This is a genomic window from Dietzia sp. NPDC055877, from assembly GCF_053615975.1.
Genome location: NZ_JBSHCV010000001.1, coordinates 213,857 through 238,203, shown reverse-complemented (window position 1 = coordinate 238,203; position 24,347 = coordinate 213,857). Strand labels below are relative to the sequence as shown.

The window sequence follows — 24,347 nt, the reverse complement described above, 5'->3', positions numbered from 1 at the left end:
CTGTCTGCGAAAGGAGACGACATGTCCAGCCAGTACAGCGAACAACACCTGTCGCGAGGAGTCGACCACGCGGCCTTCCCCACCTTCGATCCCGTGGGCACGGTGACCTTCTACCGCGACGTTCTCAAGTTCCCGGTGGTGCACTCGATCTGCGCAGCCGGCTGGGGGCCGGACAAGCACCCCGACTTCATCCACTTCTTCTTTGACATCGGCAACGGCGACCGGCTGGCCTTCTTCTACTACTTCGGCCTGCAGCCATACGGCGACCAGAGCGCGCCGGGCGATTCCTGGGCGAGGTTCGACGAGGACGTCCCCGTGTTCTTCCGTAACTCCCGCCACCTCGCACTCCACGTGGACAGCGAGGAGGACCTGCTCGAGTACCGACGCCGCCTCGATGATTCGCAGTGGCCGTGTGAGATGCAGGTGATGCACGAGACCATCGAATCGATCTACACCCACGACCCCAACGGTTACATGGTGGAGATCACGCGGGCTCTGCGCCCGGTCACCCCACAGGAGGACCTCGACGCCCAGCTCACCCTCGAGGCGCTGTGCGATGTGGTGTCCGCGGGAGACGCCTCACTGGACACGCTGCTGGCCCGCAAGGCGGAGCTGATCGTGGACAAGGCCGCCGCCTGGGAGCGGGAGCACGCCGCTCTGGAGGTGGACCGATGAGCCGGCTCTACGTCCTCGACGTCCCGGAGAACAAGGGAGTGGTCCGCGTTGCGTCGGGAGAGGAGGGGGTCACCGTCGACAAGGTCGGTCCGTACTTCCGGATCTCCGCCGAAGGCACCATCGTCATCGACCGGCGTGCCACCGGGTGTCGCCACGCCGTCTGGTACAGCGCGATCGCCGGTCTCGAGGCGTCGAAGATCACCCAGCACGACAAGGACGCCCTGCGCGTGGAAGCCCGATGAGCACGACGGAGCGGGTGGGCGCGGGTCGCTACCTGGCCGCCGACGATGCTCCACCGGAGACGTCGGTGACCGCCCACGAGCTCACCACGGTCGACGGCGCGAGCGTCTCCGGACTCCTGCGGACGGTGCCTGGAGCGACCACGGTGGCGTTCCTCATGCACCCACGGAACGACTTCAGCCATCACGTCCTGGTTCCGGAGTTCCTCAAGCGCGGATACGCGGTATGGACGCAGGGCAGCAGGACCATGGGCAACGACCTCACTCTGCTGCACGAGCAGGCCCTGCTGGACATGGCCGCCGGACACGTCTTCCTGCGGGAGCGGGGCTTCGCGTCCGTGGTCTCGGTCGGGCACTCGGGCGGCGGCGCGCTGGCCGCGTTCTACGCCGAACAGGCAGGACTACCTGCGTCCCAGCGTCTTTCCGCGACCCCCGGCGGCAAGCCCGTGCCTCTGCCCGACGCCGAGATGCCGTTGGCCGACCTCATGGTGCTGATGGCTCCACACCCGGGGCAGGGCGAACTCCTGCTCAGGATGATCGACCCCTCGGTCACCGACGAGGACGATCCGCGTTCAGTCGACCCCGCGCTCGATCCGTACTCGGGGAGCAATGGATTCGCACCGGCGCCGGAACCGAGCGTGTACTCCCCGGAGTTCATCGACGAGTACCGGGCCGCGCAACGCGCCCGTGTCGCACGGATCGACGCCAAGGCCCGCGAGAGGGTCGCGCGGGCCCGCGAGGCGCAGGGCAGATTCAAGCAGTCCGGCGATCCCGCGGACCGACGGGACGCGCTGGCCACGGAGCTCATCACGGTGTACCGGACCGACGCGGATCTCCGGTGCGTGGACCCGACACTCGATCCGAACCTGCGCCCCTATGGCTCTCTGTTCGGGTCGCGACCCGACCTGACCAACTACGGGGTGGTCGGCTTCGGGCGGTTGACCACGCCCGAGGCGTGGTTGTCCACCTGGTCAGGATTGAGCAGCCGTGCCGGGTTCATTCGCTGCGCCCCTGCTATCCAGGTACCTACACTGTTTATCGAGATCACGGGGGACCAGGCGTGCTTTCCCGCCGATGCGATTGCGATGGTCGCTGCCCTCGGGACAAGCGATGTTGAACACGTCAGGGTGCGCGGCAAGCACTTCGGTGCCGCTCTCTTCGAGGGAGAGCCCACCGCCGCGGCGGCCGCCGGCAGGGAGATCGGGCGTTGGTTGCGAGACCGAACGTGAGCAGACTTCACCCCCGGCGACCTACTGCGTTCGAACAGCCAAGTTCGGGCACGCAAACTGGGGTCATGCGAACCGTCTACAGTCCGGAATCCGCGCCTCCCCGGGGCTTCTACACCCTGCTCACCGCATCGGTGGCTCCGCGGCCAATCGCCTGGATCTCATCACTCTCCGCAGACGGTATCCGAAATCTCGCACCATACTCATTCTTTACCGTCGCGTCAGGTGAGCCCCCGATCCTGTCCGTGACCTCGCTCGGGCACAAGGACTCGTGGCGCAATATCCGCGACACAGGCGAGTTCGTTGTCAATATCGGCACGGAATCGCTGATGGAGGTAATGAACGAGACGTCCGCACCTCTCCCCGCAGACGTCGACGAATTCAAGGTCGCCGGAGTACGCGCTGAGGCGTCCGACGTAGTAGCCGCGCCGCGCGTGGCCGAGGCGCCCATCGCCCTTGAGTGTCGTCGGCATGACATAGTCGAGGTCGGTAACGGAACGCTGCTACTCGGCGAGGTGGTGTCCGTGGCGGTCGATGACGACGTACTGGCTGAGGACAGGCTCCCCGACTTCAGAAAATTGCTCCCGCCGTCCCGCCTCGGGCGTCTGGAATGGGGATTCGCGCCACGGACCCAGTGGATCGCGCGCCCCAGGGGGTAGCCGGGACACCAGGCGTGGCGGGCCCAGATGATCGGGGGTCCGCTATCGCCCGCGCTCTCATGTCGTCGACGTCGTGCCCCTCCGCAGCATCGCATCGATCAACGCTGCGATCACCTCGGTGATCGCCACCTTCTGCGTGCCCTTGCGCGAGGGCGCCGACGGCGGCGCCGTCGGGGCATCATCGGCCAGGTACTTGCGTACCGTGCGCCAGTCACAGCCGCACTCGCGACCGATCTCGGCGTACGTCATGCCGGTGGCATGCAGCTGTTTGAAACGTCGGATATTCATCCAGGACTCCTGATCCAGGATCATGGGGGTGGGCCACCCTTCGGAAATTGTCAACTTGCCGGAAGACGACTCCAAGGGTGGCCCACCCACCTCGGCGAACAACTACGGAACGCCGAACACCGACCTACACATGAACCTGTCCCCAAACCGACATATCAAGGTGTACGCGGACACTGCCGGAGGCGATCGAGGCCACCTGGCCGGACTCGCTGATCCAAACGTGCGTGGTGCACCTGATCCGCGCCTCGATGCGGTTCTTCTCCGACTCAGACCGCAAGAAGATCGCCGCCGAGCTCAAGAAAATCTACACCGCCCCAAACGAGGAGACCGCGCTGGCGACCCTGGCCGAGTTCGAGTCCTCCGCGTGGGGCGCCAAGTATCCGCAAACAGTCGCGACGCGGACCGCGGCGTGGGAGCGGTTCATACCGTTCCTGCAGTTCCCGTCGATGCTGCGAAGGGTGATCTACACGAGGGCCGATGCCGTAGGCTACCGCGACGATCTTTGATCGTCTTCGATGTCGTGATGGCCTCTTGGCGCAGCTCTTTTTTTGAATTCTGGCTGAATCGTCTGCGTGCGCTCACTGCTGGATCCCATTTCGGTAGGTCCCTCATTTCAGGAGGGTACTTTGTCCGAGATCGCCGCAGCAGGCCAAACCAAGCATCAGACTGCTCCGAGCTCAGCCTCGGTGGATCGAGGCTGAGCTCGGAGCTACACTGTTGAAGTCACAGTCCCCCACGTAACCCCGCACTCCAATAGATGGCGCACCCGTGCCATGGTCACGGCGGTCAGAACTTCAACGAGGGGGCGCGTCCACCAGAACGGGAACGGTCCATGGGGATCGGTATGGGCTGGGTAGTGGTGCTTATAGTCGGCAGCCTGCGGCGCACGACGTCCCCGTCACAGGCTTGCCCATTGGACTCAGCGCGGCGGCGCCACCTGGGCATACATCTTGGTGTCCTGGAACTCAGTTATCGCAGTCGGTCCACAGAGCACTCCGTAGCCACTCTGCTTGAGGCCGCCTTGTTCGAAGCCTTCGTGAATCACGCCCCAGCAATTGGTCCACACAAAGCCCGCCCGCATCTCGCGAGCCACCCGGCGGCCACACCATTCATCTGTGGTGAAAACGGCGGCCCCGAGACCGAAGTCAGTGCCGTTCGCCATGCGGATGGCGTCTTCTTCTGCATCGAACACCTCGAACGTCTGGACAGGGCCGAAGAGCTCGTCCTGCACGACCGGTACGTCCAGACGATCGACTTCGAGAAGCGTCGGGGCATAGTAGGCACCGCCCGGACGTTCGTCGTCCTCGATAAGTCCACCGCGCACCAGCACCTTGGCGTACGACATAGCTTCGGTGACTACCTCGTCGACGCGCTTGGCGCTCGCAGCATCAATTAGTGGACCCAAGTCCGAAGTCGGGTCCTCGCTAGGGCCGACCCGCAGATTGGACAACGCCTCGATCACCAGCGGGCGGAGCCTTTCGGCAATACCCCTCTGAACGATTAGGCGTGAGCCGGTGAGGCAGAACTGGCCGTTCATCAAGGTGCAAGCGGCTACCACATTCTGTAGAGCCACGTCGATGTCGGCGTCGTCGAAGATTACGAGGGGGGTCTTACCGCCAAGCTCGAGGCTGAGTCGCTTGAGCGTCTCGGCGCCGGACTTGGCGATTGCGCGACCGACATGAGTGCTGCCGGTGTAGCTGATCATGTCCACGCTCTTCGAGGCCACGAGCGCGGGGGAGACGGCATTGCCGGCCTCGGTGAGGATGCTCACCACGCCTGCGGGGATGGACGTCGTCTCTGCAATGATCTCGGCGAGCAGGGTATTGGTCAGCGCGGTTTGGCCAGGCATCTTGACAACCATCGTGCAACCGGCCGCGAGTGCCGGTCCAATGGAGCGCAGAGACAGGATGACCGGTGAGTTCCATGGGGTGATGATTCCGATGACTCCCATGGCTTCCTGACCCGTCTGGAAGTACATCCCCGGGCTGACCTCAGCGGAACGACCGCCGTCTTGGATGATCGCCGAGGCGGCGGAATACCGCAGCCAGTCCACCGCCGTTGAGACCTCCCAGTTAGTCTCCGCGATGAGCTTGCCGTTCTCTCGGGAGAGCATCGTGGCCACCTCTTCGATCCGGGCCTCGAGATTGTCTGCCAGCTCGGTTAGCGCACGCGAACGCCTGCGGGCATCCCGCGACCAGTCCGTGGTGTCGAAGATCCGGCGCGCCGCATCGATGGCTGTCTGGGCCGCGTCTTCGCTCGCGCTGACGAAGGTACCGAGGACCTTACCCGTCGACGGACTGACCGAATTGAAATTCTCACCGTTGTTGTCCCACTCGCCTGCGACCAGGTTACGACCAGTCACGACCTGGGTGGCGGTTGCCGTTTCAAGATTCATTTGGGCCCTTCTCCCTCTAGCGCTCTGGGTTGTGCCGGATCATCAGGACCGCTATGCGCGGCTGGCATCCGGAGTGACGTAGAACACGTCCTGCGATCCCACGCTACTCAAATCATCACTGATGTCAATATTTTGACGCACACGTTGACATTTGCCCTGGCCGGTCGTAGCTTCGCAACGCAGCCGGAAAAACCCGGTCACCACGAAATGAGGAGAGCCAACATGGTCAACCCCGCAACCCACAAGGATCGAGTGGCTGTAGTGACGGGAGGCGGGCAGGGCTTCGGTCGGGCTATCGCGACCGGCCTCGCCAAACGTGGCGCTGACATCGTCATCATCGACCTCAACGCCGCTCCGGAGACTGTGGCGGAAGTCGAGGCGCTCGGCCGTCGCGCGGTATCCCTCACGGCCGACGTGTCCGACCCCGAGGCAGTTGCCGAGGCGGGCAAGCGAGCCCTTGACGAGTTCGACGCAGTTGACATCCTCATCAATAATGCCGGCACATTCCCTTTCAGGGACTTCTTCGACCTAGACTTCGCGGGCTGGAAGAAGAGCCTCGCCGTCAACCTTGACTCGCAGTTCCTCACGGCGATGACCTTCGCGCCCGGGATGCGAGACAGGGGCTGGGGACGCATCGTCAACATCGCTTCCAATTCGCTCGGCCTCGCGGTACCGTCCCTGTCCCACTACATGGCCGCCAAGGGCGGAGTCGTCGGGTTCACCCGCGGCCTGGCGACCGACCTCGCCGCCTACGGCATCACCGTGAACGCCGTGTCCCCGACAGCCTCGGGCACCCCGGGAGGAAAGGCGAGCTTCCCCGACGGCGTGCTCGAAAACGTTGCCTCGATGCAGGCGATCAAACGGGGTGGAGAGGCGACGGACATCGTCGGCACTGTAAGTTTCTTGTCCAGCGAGGACTGCGCCTTTGTCACTGGTCAGACTATCGTGGCCGACGGCGGTTTGGTGCGACTCTGAACTGCTCAGTGCTAAGAGATTTCGCAGCTAGGTCATGGTCGGCGGCTAGTTGTACTCGGCCTGGACGTTGGTGACACACGCGCCGGGTCATTGACGCAAGGGAGGACCTCCGGGTGCGGTGGATCGAGGCTAAGTCGCCTACCGTCCGGTGGTCCTCATGTCCCACCGTAATGCCCGGCTGAACGTGCGTGGTCGGCAACTGCTCGTCGAACGCGTCTGCGAGCAAGGCTGGGCAGTCGCTCACGCTGCGAAGGCCCATGGCGTCTCTCGACAGTGCGCTCACCGCTGGATCCGACGCTTCCGGGAGGAAGGCCGTCGCGGCTTGGAGAACCGCTCGTCGCGGCCGCACCGCTGTCCGTCCCAGACTCCGGTCGATATCGAGGAAACGATCGTGGTGATGCGCCGCGAACAGCGGCGGGGCCAGGACTGGATCGGTCCCGTGCTCGGGGTACCGGCCCGGACGGTGTCCCCCGGGTCCTGCGCCGCCACGACGTGCCCTACCTGCGGGAGTGTGACCCATTGACCGGCGAAGTGATTCGAGCCTCGAAGACCACCGCGGTGCGCTACGAACGCGACCACTCAGGCGAGCTGGTCCACGTCGACGTCAAGAAAATCGGCAGGATCCCCGACGGCGGGGGATGGAAGGCTCACGGCCGTCAGATAGGCAAAACCTCAGCCCAGAAGAAGGTACGGATTGGCTACGACTACGTGCACTCGATGGTCGATGACCACTCCTGGGGCTGATGCGCGGATAGGTGACATCTGATCTGGCTTGCCCTGCGGGGCGGGCCTGGAAGGATGTTGCTGTGCCTAAGCCCTACCCCCAGGAGTTCCGCGACGACGTCATCCGCGTCGCCCAGGCCCGCGAGGACGGTGTGACTCTCGAGCAGATCGCCGCCGACTTCGGGATCCACCCGATGACCCTGAATAAGTGGATCCACAAGGCCGACGTAGAAGCCGGAATCAAGCCCGGCACGACCGCCGCGGAATCCCAGGAACTGCGCGAGGCCAAGCGTCGTGTGCGCCTGCTGGAGCAGGAGAACGAGGTCCTTCGCCGAGCTGCTGCGCACCTGTCCCAGGCGAATCTGCCGGGAAAAGGTGGTACCCGCTCGTGAGCGAGCTCGCCGCTGACGGAATTCCCGTCGCGGTGACGTGCCGGGTACTTGAAATTGCTCGTCAGCCCTACTACCGATGGCTCAAGAGCCCGGTCCCCGATGCCGAACTCGCCGAGGCGTACCGGGCCAACGCCCTGTTCGATGCCCACCGCGAGGACCCAGAGTTCGGCTACCGCTACCTCGCCGATGAAGCCGAGACCGCAGGCGAGAAGATGTGCCGGCGTACCGCTTGGCGGAGCTGCTCGTCCGGTGGCTGGACCAGCGCCATCAGCAAGAAAGGCCGCGGCCGGCACCGCAAAGCAGGCCCTCCCGTGCATGACGATCTCATCGAACGGGACTTCACCGCCGTCGGCCGGAACGAGCTGTGGCTGACCGACATCACCGAGCACTGGACGGCCGAGGGGAAGCTGTATTTGTGCGCGATCAAGGACGTCTATTCGGGGCGGATCGTCGGTTATTCGATCGACTCGAGAATGAAGTCCCGCCTGGCGGTCAACGCGTTGAACAGCGCTGCCGCCAGGCGGGGCGAGGTGACCGGCTGCATCCTCCACAGCGATAAAGGATCGCAGTTTCGCTCGAAGAAAATGCAGAAGGCGATCACCCGACACGGGATGCTCGGGTCGATGGGCAGGGTCGGCGCGTGCGGTGACAACGCGGCCATGGAGAGCTTCTTTTCCCTGCTGCAAAACAACGTCCTCGACCGCCGATCTTGGGCCACCAGAGACGAGCTCCGGACCGCCATCGTGCACTGGATCGAACGCACCTACCACCGCCGCAGACGGCAGGACCGCCTCGGCAGATTGACCCCCATCGAATACGAGACCATCATGACCGACGAGGCCCTTCAGGCCGCGTGACTGCCCGTGTCACCTACTCGTGCATCAGCCCCCTCCTGCTGACTGTGGAGGTCAGCCAGACGTAGTCGTCGTCTCCTATAGCACGTAGCTGTACGAGTACCAGTCACCGTCGAGGTGAGTGACCTCGAGGCCGCGTACTCGCGGGTCGAACGTGGGCGGTCCGTCCGGGGAGTGGGCCCAGCCACTCATGTGGAAGAAGACTCCGGAATCAGCGTCGCTCACCACAACGACCCCGTCCTCTCGATGGGATACCGAATCGATTTCCAGGTTCCCCACCCGTCGTGGGCTCCCGGAGTGGAAGTAGTTCTCCGACCATCCCGGATGATGTGAGCGGGCCTGGTCGGCCACGGCGTCGAGGTCTGCGCGGGACGAGTCGAACCCGCTCGGAACCACCGTGCCCAGCGCCACGAAAACGGCTGCGCCGACCACCAGCACGATCGGTGGGACAGCGAGCCATATTGTGTGCAGGGGCCGTCTCCACCACGCGATGATGAGCGCGACCAGCCAGGCCAGACCGGCGATCGCCAGCGCCCATCCGGAGAGGATGAACCCGATGAAGCGGTCCGTGTCGGTCACGTTGTACGAACTGAACGGCATCCGGTCGGTCCACAGGACGGCGTGAGCCAGCACGACGGCCACGGCGACCAGGGACGCGAGCACGCCGACTGCGCGGACGAGGGCTGCCGCCACCACACGGGATCTGCGGCTGGTGGTCTCGGCTATAGCCTGGCTCATGGCTGCGCGCCGTTCCCGCGCCGACTGGCGAGGATGAAGTACCGGATCGACATGAGAATGGACAGGCTCAATCCCCAGCCGACGATCGACAGGAACAACCCGACCCCCTCCTGGCTGGTCACTGTTCGTGCCGCGTCAACGCAGAACGCCGCTGTGAATCCACCTGCGGTCCCGGCGGCGGCAGCAAGACCACCGGCGAAGAGGGTGCGGGACCAGTGCGCGGCCAGGAAGCACGCCAGCACCATGGCCGCGCCGCACGCGAAGACCTGCCAGGACGGGAAGGACGTCGGTGCGGGAAGGCCCGGCCCGCGGACATTGCCGTCGTGGTCCGCAGCGGTCCAACTCAACCATCCCGCGCAGGTCAGAAATCCGAGAAGAAGAGCGATCGCCCCGGTTGCCCACATGCCGAGGCCACCGCGGGGCGCCTTCCGCTCGGACCGGTGAATGACGGCAACCACACCGCCTGCGATCGCGAGGGGGATGACCACAAAGATCCCCAGATTGGTGATCAGCTGTGCGAGCGAGAAATCGAAGCCGTGGTCCATGGATTCCAGTGTCACCGCGCGCCGACCAGCGCAACAATCGCTGGCGGGCTCGTGGACACGCTGTTTTCAGAGTCCCCGGCCCGAACAATGTCACTCAAGGGGGACCTAGAGTGACATTGTGCGCTGCGGAGTCTTCGTCAACGGCGCGATGAGTGTGCTCGTGGATTCCTGAGTCCGGCGTATCGGCGAACCACCAGACCGCATCCAGGGAGCTACCTGCACGTCACCGCCGATGCCGACGGTACTGTCTGGGTCCCGGGCCCGCAGATCCGCGGTTTGCGCACTGATGGCACCGTGGCACAAATCGACGTCACGCACATTCTCGCCGACGGTGGAGGGGAGCGCGGATGAGTTCGATGGCGTCGACTCTCGGTGCGATCGGCTTCCTTGGCTTCGCCAGCGTTGATGACTACAACGACCAGCTGTGATGTTCAGGGAGGCTGTCCGCTCCTTCCGGATTCAGCGCCGTAGTGATATTGACTCAAGGCCCGCTCGCTCGACTGTGTGTGTGCCGCGCGTGGTCCTCTGCTCCTAGGCTGACGCTATGCCATTGACGTGGTCTGACATGGGCGAGTTACTTGCTCGCGGCGCCGATGAGTCGTTCGATGCGGAGCTCGTGGTCCGGCCGCCTTCGTTGCCCGTGCAGCCGGTCCGGTTCTGGGTGATGGATGATCCGCGCGCGAACTTACATGCTGTCCCGGGTTGTACAAGGCTCGTCAGAGCCGGCCGAACGCGAGCGCGCCTCGACCACGCCGATGGGCGGCGGACCCTCTTCGACCACGGCCAGGTCTGGCAGATCGCGGGCGACGGCACCGCGACTATTTTCCGCGTTCGGTCGCTGAACGCGTCCGGTTACGCTGCTCTGCTCATCGATCCACCAGACAACGCCGAGGAGGGCCTGGGCTACGGGTTCCCCGCGGGCGATATTCGCGAGTCCACACACCAGGGTCGGCCCGTCGCGGTGATGTCGGGCGACGCAAGAGACGGTTTCGGCGCCATCGAGATCTCAGTCGACCTGAACACCGGCATCCTCATCCGGGTGGCCGCATCGGACGACTCCTGGGAGGCCCGGCTTGAGAACCTACAAGTCAAGCAGGTCGACAACTCGGAGTTCCGCTGGGAGGGCCGCGCGGAGCCTCCTGGCCCGATCCAGCCGCTGGCCGAATGGGTTCCTGCCCCGATCACTGAGCAGCTCACTCCTGTCCCCGACACGGAGCCACTGCCGACCGACCCTCGCGCGCGGCGATTGCGCGCCACGCTCGACGAGATCGTCATCGCTGATGGCCAACTCTCGCCACCCCGTGTCGGCGAGACCATCGAGGTGTACCTGACGTTCTTCGACGACCCGTCACCGATGAATGCAGAACCCGTCGAGGTCCGCGCGTTGGCAGAACCGATCGGCCAGGGCATTCCGCACGAGGATCGTCATGGGATCTTGCGCTGGTCCACCCTTCTGCGCGGTGACGGCTGGACGGCGAAGTGGTCCGCGCCCAGGCCAGCGATCGGGCATGTCGCGGTCTCAGGCCACTTCGCGATCATCCATGACGCGGCAGCGGCGCAGTGGTTCACTCCCACGCGAGCCGCCGTGTCGGGGATCCGCGTCAACCGTCTGACCGGCCCGGTGCCCGCGGATCCGGAGACAGAGCCGCTACCTGGTAACGCCTGGTCTAGCGAGTCTGCGTGCCCCAACGGCTTTGCTCGACACATGGTTCAACACAACGCGGAGGGCCCCGCCCCGGCCATCGACGTAGCCCTGGACCTGGACCTCGACGCGGCTGAACCCCCACGAGTGCGAAGTGCGTTCGAGCCCGGTGAGCTGTCTGTTGTCGGTGACGACCTCTGGATCGGTGACCGTTTTCGCCCGATCCTGCAGAACCGATCCGGCTCGAGCCCGGGGCAGTCGGCGGATCATCTCCTGCCCCTGCCGGTCGGCTCCCACTCGAACACCGTCACGCCGCATGCCGGGCCGGACGGGATCTGGATAGAGCATCAGCACACGCTCTGGTCGGTGGAGGAAACCGCTGGCGCCCCGGCACGCCTGCACGATCTCGGCACCGTGCGGTGGGGCTCCGCTGTGACTATCGGACACCACCTGGTGACCTCTGCCAATCCCCTCCGGCGATTCACCGCACATGGCGAGGATGACCCGGTCGCGCTCCCTCCCGAGATCGGATTTGTGGCCTCCCTCGCCCGCGCGGGCGGGGGATTGGTGGTGGTGGGAAGAGAACCAAGAGATGACGACGACGACAACGTCAGCACCGGCGAACACTGGATCCGAGACGACCAGCCACTGCGCTATCGACTGGCACTGCATCGAGCTGGCGGATGGACGGTGGGTGAGTCGTTCGGCCTGCCAGTGCCCCCGACCGCCGTGTGGCGCAGCCGGGACGGCTTCCACGTGCAATGTGCCGACCTTCTTCTGCGGCTCACCGAGTCCTTGGAGCGAGGGACCGTCCACCGGCTCCCGTATAGTCCCCGCGCCGCCGGTCCGACCGCCACAGGTATGTGGCTGACTTTGCGTGCAGATCTCATTGCCCTGGAACTCCGCGATCCAGAGGCCACAGACCCGTGGCAGCTCCGAGGGATGCTCGGCGACCTCGGCCCACGAGGTGAGTTCCGCCAGGGACTACTCGTCCGGCTGAATGACGACCTCGAACCCGCAGCAATCGTTCTCACCGCCACCCCAGCCCCCTCAGTTGCCGTGACCCCCGACGACGTCGTCTGGTTCTCCGGGCGGTCGTTGCGAGGGATCACCGCTGCCGGCGAGCTGGTTCACGGGACGCGAGGAGAGGGCGTGTACGGCGCTTGAAAGTGAGTTCCGTTTCGCAACCCCGGATGCTGCCGCACGTGTGAATAGGGTTAGGGCATGGCGTCGCAGCACATCACCGTGGACCTGGCCCCTGCGACCGCCGATGCGCTGCTGGGATCTCCCTACTTTCACGCGGGTTTCCGCGCTTTCGCGGACCCAGAGATCGCGGCCCGTTACCGGCTGGAGCCGACACCGCCGCTGCGGCCTGGCGATACCGTTCATTGGCCGATCCGGCCCGCCCGGGTTCGTCGTCGGCGCGATGCTCCGTCGCCGAGCAACTTCAGCGCGTGGGCACGGTCCGAGATGCGCCGACAGCGTCGGCGGCCCCGCCGGGCCCACGCGTTCTCCGTCGTTGCTCGAGAGCCCATGTACTTGAAACTGCGTGGGCCGGGAGGGGCCAGCGTCTCATTCACGATTGCCTCCGACGACTCTGGTAGCGGCTCAGTGATCGGGATCGAGTCGACTCTTCCGTCACGAACGGTCGGCCTACTTCGGTCCTACCTCGAAGCGGAGGATCGGGACTGGGCACACTTTATGAGCTGCGGGATCCAGCCACTGTCCGGTGATCCGCACAGCAGATGGCTCCGGGACCGCAGGGGACTGGTCAACATGGCATGGCAGGCCTCCGATGCCGTCCCGGATCCGAGCGGCTTTGAGGCATTGCTTCTGATCCGCCACCCGGGGCACGCCGATCAAAGGGAAGTGACCTGGGAAGAAGTGGCCCGAGCCAACGGCGTCGCGATCTCGCCGACGTCGATGTGGTGGGATATCGCGGTCACCAACGGACGACCCCCACCCCAGGATGAGTGTGATGCCTGCGACGATCGCTTCGGACGGCCGCACGACGGTGCCGAAGGGCTCGGTGAAATCGAAGCGCTCTTCGCCGTTCTTGCCCGCAGCACCTCCACACCGGAGGTGGCTTTCGGAGCGATCTTCGACACCGCCAGCCTGGCCTGGGATTCCTACGGGCCGGGCCCGGACCACTCTGTGGCCTACTACTCCACTGATCCGGACGCGGTCATCCACCCCGAACTCGCCGTGGTCCCCGCTTCGCAGATCTGCTCGCCCGAGGTGACGCTGCTGCGCACCATGCCGGTGTTCCAAACGAAGGTCGACAGGGTCACCGACATGGAGAACCTCGCTCGCGGGCGGGCGCACGGCGTCGACGCGCTCTGGCCCGACGGGCGCGAGTGGCTCCTGGCTACCGATGTCGATTGGGGATACTCCGTGCTCGGCTGCAACGGCACAACAGCTGAGGCAGTCCTCGCTGACGACGGGATCGACGCCGTCGCCCTCACCTGAGTGGGGTCGTCGTCTGTCGGTCCGGTGCCCAGGCGCCAGACGCGAGTTCGGTCTCGCGACTACTGTGACACGCTCGCGCGAGATACCCGACTTCTGTCGATCCGCATCGGCGTTTCCTGCCAATCTGGACTCATGGCGATAGGCGCCAGCCGTCGAGAACAGGAGAGTCGACGATGTACCGGGTGTTCTCGAGAACCTCGTGGTTCTTCTGTTCGCTGGTGATTCTGCTCGTGGGCGGGTTGGCGATCGGCCTCGGTCAGCATCGGCAGAACGAAGTCCGCGAGGAACTGGTCATGCTCGACATGGCTAATCACAATCTGGCGCTCGTGGTACAAGCCCGGATCGACCGAGTCCTTGACCGACCAGGCCTGACCAAGACCCCCTCCGAGGATGAGGACGTCGCCGAGCGCGTCGAGGCTGTTCGCTCGCGAACGGACCGAGTCGACGAGGACCTGGATCGCATTCTGGAGTTGCTCAATCGGGTCGACGCCGGCGATCTCAGGGGGACCCTGTTTTCCCTGACTGTGGCGCTGATCAATGTGCGTGACGGCTCCATGACGCCGGTGCGTATGGAGCTCAGCTCGGCGGTGACGCGTACGTGGTGGGCGATCGGACTCACCGGCGCGGCGCTTGCGGCTCTGCTGGTGGTGGAGGTTCGACGCCCGGAGGACTGAAACTGCTCGCGCGGCGGTGATCTCTCGCCTGGCTCGGGAAATGGCGCCCGTCGGGTGAGAGCGAACTTCCCCGAAGTGCCGCTGCGAATCTGCCGGTGACGCCGAATGGGGCGGTGATCTGGACCAGCGCTGCGTCGATGCCCGGCCGTGGCTCGTCGAGTCTTGCGCCGACCGGAAGTCAGGACGGCTCGTTCTCCGCGAAGAAGTCCAGTAGCACCGGTTCCACCGCGCCCGCGGCCTGCATCGGCAGGGAGTGGGTGGTGTCCGGCCACGTCTGCACGGTTGCGGCAGGTAGCTGCTCGGCCCGCCGGGCGGCTGATGTGCCGCCGGCGAGGGAATCGTCAGAGGCGATGGCGACGTAGACCGGCATGGTGAACCGCGACAGTTCCTCGTCAGTCAGGGGGGTGGGCTGCGGTAGGGCCGCCTGGTAGTGCTCCGTCGCCGCCGCGATCATGCGCGCCATCGGATCATCTCCGAGTGTCTCGGCCTCCTCCTCCACGCCCCCGATCTTCCCCAGAGCGGTCTCCCGGATCCCGTCCGGCAGGAGCGGCAGAGACGAGACCATCGCCCAGAAGAAGAGTCCCGCCGGGGGTTGGCTCAAGGTGAGCACCGGCTCCAGTAGCGAGAGGGTGAGGGTCCGCTCGGGATACTGACGCGCGTAGGAGGCGGCGATGGCGCCGCCGAACGAGTGGCCCACCACGTGCACCCCGCCGGGCGCGAGCGCCGCGACCACCTCCTCGATCGGGTGGGCCTGGTCGGCGAACGTCGCGAACGGGACGGACTGCTCCGACATCCCGGAATCCCCGAGCGCATCGAAAGCCAGGACACGGTGGTCGGCGACGAGTGCGGGGAGGTTCTCCGCCCACATCGGCACCCCGGAGGCGCGGCCGGGGACGAGTAGTACCGGGGCCCGGTCCCGGGTTTCCGCGGTGGACCACTCGTAGACCCGGATCGAGCCGTAGTCGGTCTGAATGTCGTGCACGGTGGTCGGTGCGGGGAGCGCCTCCATAGCTTCCATGTACGCATCCATGTAAGCGTTCCGGCCGTCGGCGCTGCGGAAGTGCCCCACCCCCGGAGCGCCGAAGAAGAAGGTCCACGTCGCGCCGATCCCGATCACCGTGAACATGGCGGCCACGACGATCGCGAGCCGGCGCGCGCGCATCGCCCACCGGCCCCGACGAGAGCGGGTCGTCCCGGGCGGCTGATCGTGATGCAATACGTCCATACCGACATGGTTTCGCAAGTTGTCCGTATTTTAAAGGGGGGTGCATGCCGAAAGTCGTCGATCATGATGAGCGACGTGCTGAGCTGGTCCTGGCACTGTGGCAGGTGATCCACGATCAGGGCATTGACGGAGTGACGTTCCGCGCCGTCGCGCAGGCGGCGGGCGTATCCGTGGGGCGTGTCCAGCACTACTTCCCTTCCAAGGACGACCTGGTCCTGCACGGCTGCCGGCAGATGGTGGCGTCGGCGGTGGTCGATCACGGCCCTCCCGAGGCGCCGGGTGATCCGCGGACTGCGGCCGAAGAGCTTCGATCACTCCTGATCGGCGCGATGTCGGAGAGCGTCGACTTCAAGGTCGGGGCCTCGGTGTGGGCTGCCTACCAGTCCAAGGCGGCCTCCAGTCCGGGGATCGGAGCGATAGTCACGGACGCACTGGCCGAACGCGCCCGGGCCCTCACCCGACTCCTGGCCGGCGCACGGGGGAGGGGTGGTCGGGAACAGCCTGCCCCGACCTCTGACGACCGCCGGGATGCTCTCCGGTTGGCGGCGCTGTCCGAGGGCCTCACGCTCCGTGTCGTCGTGGGGGCGGTGCGGGCCGACGAGGCCCGCCGAGTGATCCAAGCCGAAGTGGACCGGTGCGTGAACGACACCTGAAGGGATTCCGACTGGCCGTCACCGGCCAGCTGGTCCCAGACAGGGCCCTCGCAGTCGGTAGGCCTTCGAAGAAACAGGCGGATTCGCCGAGGCGAGGGTAACGTTCCGGGCGCGCACACCCGAGATCAGGAGTCCCATGGTGGATGCAATGAACAGTCATGACGCCGGCGCCCAGAATGCCGGCCGTCGGCATCGAGTCGTCATCATCGGTTCGGGCTTCGGTGGACTGGCCGCCGCGCAGCGCCTGGCAAAGGCAGACGTCGACGTGACGCTGGTCGCCAAGACCGGTCACCACCTCTTCCAGCCGCTGCTCTACCAGGTGGCAACCGGCATCCTGTCCGTCGGCGACATCGCGCCCTCGACCCGGCTCGTCCTGCGGGAGCACAAGAACATCACGGTCACCCTCGGTGAGGTCGACAAGATCGACGTGGCGAACCGGACCGTCCACGCCGTCGCCGGGCACATCGACTTCGATCTCCCCTACGACAGCCTGATCGTCGCGGCCGGCGCCAACCAGTCCTACTTCGGCAACGACCATTTCGAGCGCTGGGCCCCCGGAATGAAGACCATCGACGACGCCCTCGAGCTCCGCGGCCGGATCCTCGGGAGTTTCGAACTGGCTGAGATCACCGAGGACGAGGAAGCTCGCCGGCAGCTGCTCACCTTCATCGTCGTCGGCGCGGGGCCGACCGGAGTCGAGATGGCCGGCCAGATCGGCGAGCTCGCACACCGCACCCTCAAGAACAGCTACCGCCGGATCGACCCGGCCGACGCGCGCATCATCCTGCTCGACGCGGCGCCCGCCGTGCTGCCACCCTTCGGCGAGAAGCTCGGCGAGGCGGCGAAGGCCCGCCTGGAGCAACTCGGCGTGGAAGTGCACCTGAACGCCATGGTCACCGATGTCGACTCGACGGGGATCGAGATCAAGGGCGCGGACGGGACGACGCGACGGATCGGGGCGGCGTGCAAGATCTGGTCCGCCGGAGTACAGGCCAGCCCACTGGGCAAGATGCTCGCCGAGCAGACCGACGCCGAGGTCGACCGTGCCGGGCGGGTCAAGGTGAACAAGGACCTCTCGGTGCCGGGCCACCCCGAGATCTTCGTGATCGGCGACATGATGAGCCTCGACAACCTGCCCGGGGTCTCACCCGTCGCGATCCAGGGCGGCAAGTACGTCGCCAAGCAGATCGACCGCGAGCTGGCGGGCAAACAGAGCCCGACGGGTCGGCCGCCGTTCAAGTACTTCGACAAGGGCTCGATGGCCACCGTGTCCAGGTACAGCGCGGTGGTGAAGATCCGTGGTTTCGAGATCCACGGCTTCATCGCCTGGGTGCTGTGGCTGGTCGTGCACCTGGCCTTCCTCATCGGCTTCCGGAATCGCCTGGCCACGCTCTTCTCGTGGGGGATGCACATCCTCGGCGACAAGCGCTCCCACCTCAGCGCGACGTCCCGGTTCGTGTACGGCAGGCGCGCGATCGACCGCGTCTACGGGGACAGCATCGCCTCGAGTCTGGATGACAGGTCGCCGGGAAGTTAGGCGTGGGTGGCGGTTCAGCTGTTCCGCTTCTGCTTCTCCCGGATGAGGTCGAGCGACAGCACGGCGCCGATGATCGCGAGGCGCTGAGGGGCGGTCAGATGCTCAGCGAGCCGCAGGACATAGGTCGACTTCCCGAAGAAGGCGTTGCCGACGCCCGACCACTCCCGCGAGACCCACGCCATGGCGCCGCCCTGACCGTTCACCTGGAACTCGAATCCCCAGATGTTGCCCGTCAGCTCGAGTTCCTCGCCCTGCAGATCCAGCGTGATCCGGGTCTTGAACAGCGCGAGCCGCTTGACCAGCGAGGCGAGGTGGCCGCCGCCGGCGCCCAGGATCTCCATCCGCTCCCGGCCGAACGAGTAGGTGTCCTTCACCCGGATCACCGGGCGCTCCGGCCCTTCGAACACTGTCAGCTCGCGCGATCCGACCAGCATCCGCCCGAGAGTGCTGCCACCGGTTTCCACATGACCGACCTGGGTCCCCTGGTCGTCCATGATCGCGAAATCGTTCCTGACGAAGTTCGTCGTCTGCTGGAACACGAGAACATGGTTCATGAGACTCGACATGGATCCACCCTAGGGTCCGAGCACACTGATCAGAAGGGGAGCAGATGCCCGACACCACCGACCTCCGGGAGGCCTTCGACGCGGCCCGGGACCAGTTCGAGCAGTACCGCGCCTCGGTGTCCTCGGTGATCGAGGAGCGTCCGCCCGGCGAGTTGTCGCGGGCACTCGACGCGATCCTCCCAGACCTGCTGTTCTACGAGGGCCGGGCGTTCGCGGCCGAGCTCGGCCTGGCGCAGCTGGATTCGGGCGACAGTCCCGAGGAGGTCTCGACGGTTCTGGCGCGTGGGCTCGTCGAGCAGCAGGCGGCGCGCCGCAACGGCGACTACCTCGCGGGATTCGCCGACGTGCTCGCCCGGGCGCATCGGGCGGCGGCACACTAGCCCGTCGCCGCCTCATTCCCGCAGGTTACGACCCCGGGGAGCGGGGGCAGAAAGACGGACGCCCCGGGCCGCTGCGTGCGGCCCGGGGCGTCGGCGTCTGAGAATCTAGGACAGGCCGCCGAGGATGTCAGTCGGCAGCAGGCCGCTCAGCATGTCGCCGCTGCCACCGCCACTGCCCTGCGAGACCAGCGACCCGAGCCCCAGCGAGCCGAGGAGGGGCGCCGCCAGCGACCCGATTGCGAGCGATCCGAGTGAACCCATGGATGAACTCCTTTCGACGGGAGTGAGCAGCCGTGACGCTGATCACAGACGCGAGCGTAATCGTCGGCGGGGTGATGCGCCATGCTCGCCGGCGTGGCAGGGTCGTCGGGGACCGCATCTGGAGGACTCACGGGGGAGTGGGATATGCCATCGATCTTCATCTCGGGCGGCGCGGCGGGCATCGGCCTGGCCACCGCCGAGCGCTTCGGCCGTGAGGGCTGGACCGTCGGCGTGTATGACGTCGACACGGCCGCTCTGGCCGCGGTGCAGGCCGCTCACCCGGACTGGATCACCGGCGAGCTGGACGTGCGCGAGGCCGAGCAGTGGGAGCGGGCACTCGCCGAGTTCACCGCGCACACCGGCGGCACCCTCGATGTGCTCGACAACAACGCGGGCGTCCTCGTGGCCGGCGACCTCGCCGAGATCACGCCTCAGGCGGTCAAGGCGCAGATCGACATCGATGTGCTGGGTGTGACGCTGGGCGCGCAGGCCGCGTTCCCGTTCCTCCGGGCGACTCCGGGGGCGCATCTGGTGAACATCGCCTCGGCCTCGGCGATCTACGGCCAGCCCGGCATCGCCACCTACAGCGCCGCGAAGTTCTACGTCGCGGGTCTGACCGAGGCGCTCGAGCTCGAGTGGGAGAAGGACGACATCCGGGTGGTGGGCATCTGGCCGCTGTGGGCCAAGACCGCCCTGGCGGACAACGACGCCAAGACCACCCAGACCCTCGGCGTGCGGATCACGCCGGCGGAGGTCGCCGACAAGGTGTGGGAGTCGGTCCACCCCACGCCGACGGATCGACGCATGCACCGCACGTCGTACTCGGTGGGAACCCAGACGACGCTGCTGGCGAACCTCTCCAAGTTCTCGCCCAACGCCCTGTCCCGACTGGTCAACAAGTTCCTCGCGCAGTAGCCCCTGCCGTGGCGGGGGTGTCCGGGGTGTACACGGTGCACAGGAAATTCGGTCCGAAGTAGCCGATTCCGTACCATTTGTACGCATCTGGCCGGCAGGTGTGACGGCCGACACAGCATGGTTCTACTGTGGTGTGCGCTCGGCGGCTCACCGCGCCGCCCGGGCCCCAGGCATCACCCGCCATGACAGGCGAACGTCGGCCTTCCGTCACATCGGATCCCGGTCGCCGCCGTCCACGAGGAGGACCATGAGAACGTCGGATTCGCGCACCGATCCCAGGAGGGACGACGACGACGGCGTTGTCGTCGTCGACCCGTCTGTCGGCGATCCCACGGTGGGCACGCCCGCGGCGGCGACCACCGCGCCCGCCCCCCGTAGTCGGATCATCTTCGCGTCCCTCATCGGCACGACGATCGAGTTCTACGACTTCTACATCTTCGCCACGGCCGCGGTCTCGGTCTTCCCGCTGCTGTTCTTCGCAGGCGGCGACTCCGGTACGGCGCTGCTCGCCTCCATGGCGACCTTCGGCACCGCGTTCATCGCGCGGCCCCTCGGCTCGGTGATCTTCGGCCACTATGGCGACCGGCTCGGGCGCAAGGTCACGCTGGTCGGCGCACTGCTGACGATGGGTATCGCCACGTTCCTGATCGGCCTGCTGCCGACGATCCACCAGATCGGGCTGTGGGCGCCGGCGATGCTCACCATCATGCGCTTCTTCCAGGGCATCGGCCTGGGCGGCGAGTGGTCGGGTGCCGCGCTGCTGGCGGCGGAGACCGCCAAGCCCGGCAAGCGCGCGTTCGCCGCGATGTGGCCGCAGCTCGGTGCCCCGTTCGGCTTCATCCTGGCCAACGGCGTGTTCCTGCTGCTCACCACCTGGTTCGCCTACGACTCCACCGCGGCCGAGCTGTCCGACCCGTTCCTCGTGTGGGGCTGGCGCATCCCGTTCCTGCTGTCCATCGTGATGGTCGGCGTGGGCCTGTACGTGCGGCTGCGGATCGAGGAGACGCCGGTCTTCGCCAAGGCGGTCGCGCAGAACGAGCGCGTCAAGGCGCCTGTGTCCGAGGTGTTCCGCAAGAACTGGTGGGAGATCATCCTCGGCACCTTCATCATGCTGGCCACCTACGGCCTATTCTACCTGATGACCACGTGGATCCTGTCGTTCGCGATCGGCGGCGAGGCCACCGGCGGGCTCGGCTACGGCTACCGGTCGTTCCTCATCCTGCAGGTCATCGCGATCCTGCTGTTCGCGGCGTTCATCCCGCTCGCCGGCTACCTCGCGGACCGCTTCGGGCGGCGGCGGATGCTCATCACCACCACTGCCGGGATCATCCTCTTCGGCCTGTCGTTCGGCTGGTGGCTCAGCCCCGAGGCCATGGGCACCGGTGACGGGCTCGACGTGGTCCGCATGCTCGGCTTCCTGTGTGTCGGCATGGCGCTGATGGGCCTGACCTTCGGCCCGATGTCGGCCGTGCTGCCGGAGCTGTTCCCCACCCACACCCGCTACACGGGTTCGGGCGTGGCGTACAACTTCTCCGCGATCCTCGGCGCCGCCCTCACGCCGTTCGTCGCGGTGTGGCTGGTGCAGCACTTCTCCGTGGCGTGGGTGGGCTACTACCTCGTGGGGCTGTCGGTGCTGACCATCATCTCGCTGATCCTGTCCCCGGAGACCAGCAAGAAGTCGCTCTACACCGATGGAGTCCATCACCACTAGAGGCTTGGTACGACTCACGCCCCGGGCAGGCCCCCGGATCCGCACCGCGGACCCGGGGGCCTCTTCGTCGCCTTCGCCGGCGGCTCGTCAGTCCGGCGCGTTGTGCGGCATCACCACGACCGGGCACTTCGCGCGAGCCACCACGTACTGGCTCACCGAGCCGAGCAGCATCCCGGTAAAGGCGCCGCGGCCGCGGCTACCGATCACGAGGAGCCCGGCTCCGTCCGACTGCTCGACCAGCACCTTCCCGGGATGGCCCTGGACGACGCGCTGAACGACCGCCGCGCCCTCGTCCTCGCCGAGCGCCGACTTCACGGTGGCGTCGAGCATGGCCCGCGCGTTCTGCTCGAGATTCGCCGGGTTCTCCCACGCGGCCATCCCGTAGGGACTGAGCATGGCGGGCACCTCGTACACGGCCATGACATGCAGCGGAGCGCCCACGGAGCGGGCGTGGACCACGGCCCACTGCAGGGCCCGAACGGAATCCTCGGCGCCGTCGATACCGACAATGACTGGCTTGGTCTCCATGACTGGATCCACATCCTTGCGACGGTGAACGGTTCCCGCCGGGACCGTCGTCTCCCGACGCCACCCTGATGGTAACGCCGCGTCCGGCGGGGTGCGGGGGATCAGCCCGGGCTGACCCCTGCACCGGTATCGAGGGGCGGAATCGGCGGGTTAGAGAGTGAGGTCCACGGCGAGCTGGCGGGCCAGCGCCGTGATGAGCGCGGATGCCGTTCGGGCGACCGTCGGGCTGTCGAGTTCGGGGGCTGCCGGCTCGGCGTCGTCGTCGTAGTCATGATTTTTGCCGTTGCCACCGGCGTCCCGATCCGCGTCGGGCGGCTCGTCCCCCGCGGCCCCGAACTGCGCGTCGTATCGGGCATTGAGCCACGTCGACAGCAGCTGGGTCACGCCGCCCACGACGAACTGCGCGGCGTGGTCCAGGACGATTCCGGGCACGGGCTCGGCGGCCGCCTCGCGGGCGGTCGCGGCGGTGATGCCCACGAAGAACTGCGTGGATTCCTGGCGCTTGCGGGCGATGAGCGCGTTGGCGATGCGGGTCGAGAAGAGGATGTGTCCCGCCCGGGGGTCCGCTTCGAGCGCGTCGACGAGCGAGGACATCGCGCTGGAGATCTGCTCCTCGACGGTCGGCGGCGCGGCGAATGCGGCGGCCACTTCGGTGGCGATCGTGCTGACGCAGGCATCGTACGCGGCTTCCGCCAGGGCGTCCGTCGAGGCGAAGTTCTCGTAGAAGTAGCGCGAGGTCAGCCCGGTTGTGTGGCAGACGCCCCGAACTGTGAGCGGCTCGCCGGTGATGAGCGTGTCGATTGCGCCGTCGAGCAGGCTTTGTCGGCGCGCGGCCTCCCGGTCGGCCGACGAGCGGCCGCCGTAGACGCGCCCGGGCTTGTCGCCAGCGGTCATGCCCGACCTCCCGTGTCTCGCACTGTCGCAGCTGACCGTATCAATCACGTACCGAGCTCGCCGGATCGAATCTGACTACACCCTTGCTCAGATGGTCCTCGCGGGTTTACGGTGGGCACACAGGTCGCCGGGAGTGCGGAAGCGAGCTCCCCCTACTTTTCGAGGACGGACCGATGACCGCTGCGATGACCGACTCCCACTCCGTACCGACGCCCGGCGGCGTCCACGCCGCCCGCGCCGGACTCGACCGGATGATCGCCGTGCGGCGGCCGGCCGAGCGGGACCTCACCGAGATCGACTCGCTGCTGGACCTGTCGAGCGGGCTGTGGATGTGGCTGGCCGGCGCGAACGTGATCATGCAGCTGGCCAATCCGGCCGTGGGTTACGGCGTGCTCGAGAGCCGCGTCGAGCGCGGCCGCGCCGACACGCACCCCGTCAAGCGGGCGCGCACGACCGCCCTGTACCTCGCCGTGGCGACGATCGGGAACGACGACGACAAGGAGTTCATGCACCGGGAGGTCAAGCGGATCCACGACGAGGTCTTCTCCACCTCGAGCAGTCCCGTGCGCTACTCCGGTAACTCCCGCGAGCTGCAGCTGTGGGTGGCGCTGTGCCTCATCCGGTTCTTCGTGGACCAGTACGAACTGCTGTACCGCGAGCTCGATGCCGCCGAGCGCGAGCACGTCCTGACCCTCGCCTCGCCGCTCGCGACCGTGCTCAACGTCCCCGAGGAGGACTGGCCCGCCACCTGGGCGGAGTACGAGGATCGGTTCGCCGCGGGGATGGCGGACGCGGAGATCGACGACCCGGTCCGGCAGATGCTCGATGACCTGTGCGCTTTCCGGATCCTCGACGGCAAGTTCCGCGGTGCCGGAGACCTGGCACGGCGCGCGCTCGGGCCCACCAACCATTCGTACACCCGCTTCGGCGTCCCGGCTGTGACCCGCGAACAGATGAACTGGGAGATTACGCCCGCCGACCTGCGGCGCAAGCGCAGGATGAACGCCGTTGCCCGCGTCGCCGACAAGGTCCTGCCCATGCCACTCAAGAAGATGTACACCCTCGCGCTGTGGGACATGCGGATCCGCCGCAGGCTCGGGGTTAGCGTCTTCTGAGGCTCACTTCCGGTGTCGAACGCCGAGCAAGGGCAGGGCCTGCCTCTAGCCGACTAAGATGAGACCGT

The 24,347-nt window shown here is 66.4% G+C and carries 24 protein-coding genes and 2 pseudogenes; 17 read left to right on the top strand and 9 right to left on the bottom strand.

Annotation, left to right across the window (positions count from 1 at the left end):
• Nucleotides 1–21 precede the first annotated feature (21 nt).
• From ACWGLC_RS01130 to ACWGLC_RS01115, 4 genes are all read left to right on the top strand, one after another.
• Nucleotides 22–675: a VOC family protein gene (locus tag ACWGLC_RS01130; RefSeq protein ID WP_452098193.1), complete on the top strand. Its 654-nt coding sequence runs from the start codon at nt 22–24 to the stop codon at nt 673–675.
• Nucleotides 672–917, top strand: a complete 246-nt coding sequence (locus tag ACWGLC_RS01125; RefSeq protein WP_182631113.1) for a hypothetical protein — start codon at nt 672–674, stop codon at nt 915–917. The genes ACWGLC_RS01130 and ACWGLC_RS01125 overlap by 4 nt, the downstream gene beginning before the upstream one ends.
• The gene (locus tag ACWGLC_RS01120; protein WP_182631114.1) at nt 914–2,143 is read left to right on the top strand and encodes an alpha/beta fold hydrolase; all 1,230 of its coding nucleotides are present in this window, start codon (nt 914–916) and stop codon (nt 2,141–2,143) included. Before ACWGLC_RS01125 ends, ACWGLC_RS01120 begins: the two co-directional genes overlap by 4 nt.
• A gap of 65 nt (nt 2,144–2,208) precedes the next feature.
• The gene (locus ACWGLC_RS01115) at nt 2,209–2,799 is read left to right on the top strand and encodes a flavin reductase family protein (protein ID WP_452098192.1); all 591 of its coding nucleotides are present in this window, start codon (nt 2,209–2,211) and stop codon (nt 2,797–2,799) included.
• Nucleotides 2,800–2,856: 57 nt separating this feature from the next.
• On the opposite strand, the gene ACWGLC_RS01110 is transcribed toward ACWGLC_RS01115, so the two are convergent.
• Nucleotides 2,857–3,111, bottom strand: coding sequence for a hypothetical protein (locus tag ACWGLC_RS01110; RefSeq protein WP_452098191.1), 255 nt, complete (start codon nt 3,109–3,111; stop codon nt 2,857–2,859).
• A gap of 152 nt (nt 3,112–3,263) precedes the next feature.
• Here ACWGLC_RS01110 and ACWGLC_RS01105 point away from each other — a divergent pair.
• Nucleotides 3,264–3,557, top strand: a pseudogene (locus ACWGLC_RS01105) (transposase); the annotation flags it as partial.
• Nucleotides 3,558–4,006: 449 nt separating this feature from the next.
• On the opposite strand, the gene ACWGLC_RS01100 reads toward ACWGLC_RS01105, so the two are convergent.
• Nucleotides 4,007–5,482: an aldehyde dehydrogenase family protein gene (locus tag ACWGLC_RS01100; protein ID WP_452098190.1), complete on the bottom strand. Its 1,476-nt coding sequence runs from the start codon at nt 5,480–5,482 to the stop codon at nt 4,007–4,009.
• Nucleotides 5,483–5,704: 222 nt separating this feature from the next.
• Here ACWGLC_RS01100 and ACWGLC_RS01095 point away from each other — a divergent pair, with 222 nt between their 5' ends.
• From ACWGLC_RS01095 to ACWGLC_RS01085, 3 genes and pseudogenes are all read left to right on the top strand, one after another.
• A complete protein-coding gene (locus tag ACWGLC_RS01095) occupies nt 5,705–6,457 on the top strand; it encodes an SDR family NAD(P)-dependent oxidoreductase (RefSeq protein WP_452098189.1) in 753 nt (250 codons plus the stop codon).
• A gap of 157 nt (nt 6,458–6,614) precedes the next feature.
• Nucleotides 6,615–7,189 (top strand): annotated as a pseudogene (locus ACWGLC_RS01090) (leucine zipper domain-containing protein); the annotation flags it as partial.
• A 74-nt stretch (nt 7,190–7,263) separates the two neighbouring features.
• A protein-coding gene (locus ACWGLC_RS01085; protein ID WP_452098364.1) for an IS3 family transposase occupies nt 7,264–8,429 on the top strand; the annotation gives its coding sequence in 2 pieces (ribosomal slippage) (nt 7,264–7,548 and nt 7,551–8,429; 1,164 coding nt in all).
• Nucleotides 8,430–8,504: 75 nt separating this feature from the next.
• Here the strand turns inward: ACWGLC_RS01085 and ACWGLC_RS01080 are convergent.
• Both ACWGLC_RS01080 and ACWGLC_RS01075 read right to left on the bottom strand, forming a co-directional pair.
• Nucleotides 8,505–9,164, bottom strand: coding sequence for a hypothetical protein (locus ACWGLC_RS01080; RefSeq protein WP_452098188.1), 660 nt, complete (start codon nt 9,162–9,164; stop codon nt 8,505–8,507).
• Nucleotides 9,161–9,709, bottom strand: coding sequence for a hypothetical protein (locus ACWGLC_RS01075; protein ID WP_452098187.1), 549 nt, complete (start codon nt 9,707–9,709; stop codon nt 9,161–9,163). Before ACWGLC_RS01075 ends, ACWGLC_RS01080 begins: the two co-directional genes overlap by 4 nt.
• Nucleotides 9,710–10,253: 544 nt before the next feature.
• Between ACWGLC_RS01075 and ACWGLC_RS01070 the strand changes: the two genes are divergently transcribed.
• The 3 genes from ACWGLC_RS01070 to ACWGLC_RS01060 all read left to right on the top strand — a co-directional run bounded on the left by ACWGLC_RS01070 (nt 10,254) and on the right by ACWGLC_RS01060 (nt 14,494).
• Nucleotides 10,254–12,518, top strand: a complete 2,265-nt coding sequence (locus tag ACWGLC_RS01070; RefSeq protein ID WP_452098186.1) for a hypothetical protein — start codon at nt 10,254–10,256, stop codon at nt 12,516–12,518.
• 609 nt (nt 12,519–13,127) lie between these two features.
• Nucleotides 13,128–13,820: a hypothetical protein gene (locus ACWGLC_RS01065; protein WP_452098185.1), complete on the top strand. Its 693-nt coding sequence runs from the start codon at nt 13,128–13,130 to the stop codon at nt 13,818–13,820.
• A 182-nt stretch (nt 13,821–14,002) separates the two neighbouring features.
• Nucleotides 14,003–14,494, top strand: a complete 492-nt coding sequence (locus ACWGLC_RS01060; RefSeq protein ID WP_452098184.1) for a hypothetical protein — start codon at nt 14,003–14,005, stop codon at nt 14,492–14,494.
• 178 nt (nt 14,495–14,672) lie between these two features.
• Here the strand turns inward: ACWGLC_RS01060 and ACWGLC_RS01055 are convergent, their stop codons facing one another.
• The gene (locus ACWGLC_RS01055; RefSeq protein ID WP_452098183.1) at nt 14,673–15,719 is read right to left on the bottom strand and encodes an alpha/beta fold hydrolase; all 1,047 of its coding nucleotides are present in this window, start codon (nt 15,717–15,719) and stop codon (nt 14,673–14,675) included.
• 44 nt (nt 15,720–15,763) lie between these two features.
• Between ACWGLC_RS01055 and ACWGLC_RS01050 the strand changes: the two genes are divergently transcribed.
• Together ACWGLC_RS01050 and ACWGLC_RS01045 are read left to right on the top strand one after the other, a co-directional pair.
• Nucleotides 15,764–16,372, top strand: a complete 609-nt coding sequence (locus tag ACWGLC_RS01050) for a TetR/AcrR family transcriptional regulator (RefSeq protein ID WP_452098182.1) — start codon at nt 15,764–15,766, stop codon at nt 16,370–16,372.
• Nucleotides 16,373–16,520: 148 nt separating this feature from the next.
• A complete protein-coding gene (locus ACWGLC_RS01045; protein ID WP_452098181.1) occupies nt 16,521–17,909 on the top strand; it encodes an NAD(P)/FAD-dependent oxidoreductase in 1,389 nt (462 codons plus the stop codon).
• 14 nt (nt 17,910–17,923) lie between these two features.
• Here the strand turns inward: ACWGLC_RS01045 and ACWGLC_RS01040 are convergent, their stop codons facing one another.
• Nucleotides 17,924–18,475, bottom strand: a complete 552-nt coding sequence (locus ACWGLC_RS01040) for an LURP-one-related/scramblase family protein (RefSeq protein WP_452098180.1) — start codon at nt 18,473–18,475, stop codon at nt 17,924–17,926.
• 44 nt (nt 18,476–18,519) lie between these two features.
• Here ACWGLC_RS01040 and ACWGLC_RS01035 point away from each other — a divergent pair, with 44 nt between their 5' ends.
• A complete protein-coding gene (locus tag ACWGLC_RS01035) occupies nt 18,520–18,855 on the top strand; it encodes a hypothetical protein (RefSeq protein ID WP_452098179.1) in 336 nt (111 codons plus the stop codon).
• Nucleotides 18,856–18,960: 105 nt separating this feature from the next.
• Here the strand turns inward: ACWGLC_RS01035 and ACWGLC_RS01030 are convergent, their stop codons facing one another.
• Entirely contained in the window at nt 18,961–19,116 is a 156-nt protein-coding gene (locus ACWGLC_RS01030) for a hypothetical protein (protein ID WP_230929393.1), read from the bottom strand.
• Nucleotides 19,117–19,260: 144 nt separating this feature from the next.
• Between ACWGLC_RS01030 and ACWGLC_RS01025 the strand changes: the two genes are divergently transcribed.
• Together ACWGLC_RS01025 and ACWGLC_RS01020 are read left to right on the top strand one after the other, a co-directional pair.
• The gene (locus tag ACWGLC_RS01025; RefSeq protein ID WP_452098178.1) at nt 19,261–20,031 is read left to right on the top strand and encodes an SDR family oxidoreductase; all 771 of its coding nucleotides are present in this window, start codon (nt 19,261–19,263) and stop codon (nt 20,029–20,031) included.
• Between the two features lie 247 nt (nt 20,032–20,278).
• Complete coding sequence (locus ACWGLC_RS01020; RefSeq protein ID WP_452098177.1) at nt 20,279–21,742, top strand: MFS transporter; 1,464 nt, start codon at nt 20,279–20,281, stop codon at nt 21,740–21,742.
• An 87-nt stretch (nt 21,743–21,829) separates the two neighbouring features.
• Here the strand turns inward: ACWGLC_RS01020 and ACWGLC_RS01015 are convergent, their stop codons facing one another.
• On the bottom strand, nt 21,830–22,270 hold the full coding sequence (locus ACWGLC_RS01015; RefSeq protein WP_452098176.1) for a universal stress protein: 441 nt from the start codon (nt 22,268–22,270) through the stop codon (nt 21,830–21,832).
• A gap of 150 nt (nt 22,271–22,420) precedes the next feature.
• Complete coding sequence (locus ACWGLC_RS01010) at nt 22,421–23,164, bottom strand: TetR/AcrR family transcriptional regulator (protein WP_452098175.1); 744 nt, start codon at nt 23,162–23,164, stop codon at nt 22,421–22,423.
• A gap of 173 nt (nt 23,165–23,337) precedes the next feature.
• On the opposite strand from ACWGLC_RS01010, the gene ACWGLC_RS01005 reads away from it, so the two are divergent.
• Complete coding sequence (locus tag ACWGLC_RS01005) at nt 23,338–24,279, top strand: oxygenase MpaB family protein (RefSeq protein WP_452098174.1); 942 nt, start codon at nt 23,338–23,340, stop codon at nt 24,277–24,279.
• Nucleotides 24,280–24,347: the final 68 nt, after the last annotated feature.

Coding starts and splice junctions, on each gene's coding strand:
- ACWGLC_RS01130 (WP_452098193.1), top strand. CDS start 22: ATGTCCAGCCAGTACAGCGAACAACACCTGTCGCGAGGAGTCGACCAC.
- ACWGLC_RS01125 (WP_182631113.1), top strand. CDS start 672: ATGAGCCGGCTCTACGTCCTCGACGTCCCGGAGAACAAGGGAGTGGTC.
- ACWGLC_RS01120 (WP_182631114.1), top strand. CDS start 914: ATGAGCACGACGGAGCGGGTGGGCGCGGGTCGCTACCTGGCCGCCGAC.
- ACWGLC_RS01115 (WP_452098192.1), top strand. CDS start 2,209: ATGCGAACCGTCTACAGTCCGGAATCCGCGCCTCCCCGGGGCTTCTAC.
- ACWGLC_RS01110 (WP_452098191.1), bottom strand. CDS start 3,111: ATGATCCTGGATCAGGAGTCCTGGATGAATATCCGACGTTTCAAACAG.
- ACWGLC_RS01100 (WP_452098190.1), bottom strand. CDS start 5,482: ATGAATCTTGAAACGGCAACCGCCACCCAGGTCGTGACTGGTCGTAAC.
- ACWGLC_RS01095 (WP_452098189.1), top strand. CDS start 5,705: ATGGTCAACCCCGCAACCCACAAGGATCGAGTGGCTGTAGTGACGGGA.
- ACWGLC_RS01080 (WP_452098188.1), bottom strand. CDS start 9,164: ATGAGCCAGGCTATAGCCGAGACCACCAGCCGCAGATCCCGTGTGGTG.
- ACWGLC_RS01075 (WP_452098187.1), bottom strand. CDS start 9,709: ATGGACCACGGCTTCGATTTCTCGCTCGCACAGCTGATCACCAATCTG.
- ACWGLC_RS01070 (WP_452098186.1), top strand. CDS start 10,254: ATGCCATTGACGTGGTCTGACATGGGCGAGTTACTTGCTCGCGGCGCC.
- ACWGLC_RS01065 (WP_452098185.1), top strand. CDS start 13,128: ATGGCATGGCAGGCCTCCGATGCCGTCCCGGATCCGAGCGGCTTTGAG.
- ACWGLC_RS01055 (WP_452098183.1), bottom strand. CDS start 15,719: ATGGACGTATTGCATCACGATCAGCCGCCCGGGACGACCCGCTCTCGT.
- ACWGLC_RS01050 (WP_452098182.1), top strand. CDS start 15,764: ATGCCGAAAGTCGTCGATCATGATGAGCGACGTGCTGAGCTGGTCCTG.
- ACWGLC_RS01045 (WP_452098181.1), top strand. CDS start 16,521: ATGAACAGTCATGACGCCGGCGCCCAGAATGCCGGCCGTCGGCATCGA.
- ACWGLC_RS01040 (WP_452098180.1), bottom strand. CDS start 18,475: ATGTCGAGTCTCATGAACCATGTTCTCGTGTTCCAGCAGACGACGAAC.
- ACWGLC_RS01035 (WP_452098179.1), top strand. CDS start 18,520: ATGCCCGACACCACCGACCTCCGGGAGGCCTTCGACGCGGCCCGGGAC.
- ACWGLC_RS01030 (WP_230929393.1), bottom strand. CDS start 19,116: ATGGGTTCACTCGGATCGCTCGCAATCGGGTCGCTGGCGGCGCCCCTC.
- ACWGLC_RS01025 (WP_452098178.1), top strand. CDS start 19,261: ATGCCATCGATCTTCATCTCGGGCGGCGCGGCGGGCATCGGCCTGGCC.
- ACWGLC_RS01020 (WP_452098177.1), top strand. CDS start 20,279: ATGAGAACGTCGGATTCGCGCACCGATCCCAGGAGGGACGACGACGAC.
- ACWGLC_RS01015 (WP_452098176.1), bottom strand. CDS start 22,270: ATGGAGACCAAGCCAGTCATTGTCGGTATCGACGGCGCCGAGGATTCC.
- ACWGLC_RS01010 (WP_452098175.1), bottom strand. CDS start 23,164: ATGACCGCTGGCGACAAGCCCGGGCGCGTCTACGGCGGCCGCTCGTCG.
- ACWGLC_RS01005 (WP_452098174.1), top strand. CDS start 23,338: ATGACCGCTGCGATGACCGACTCCCACTCCGTACCGACGCCCGGCGGC.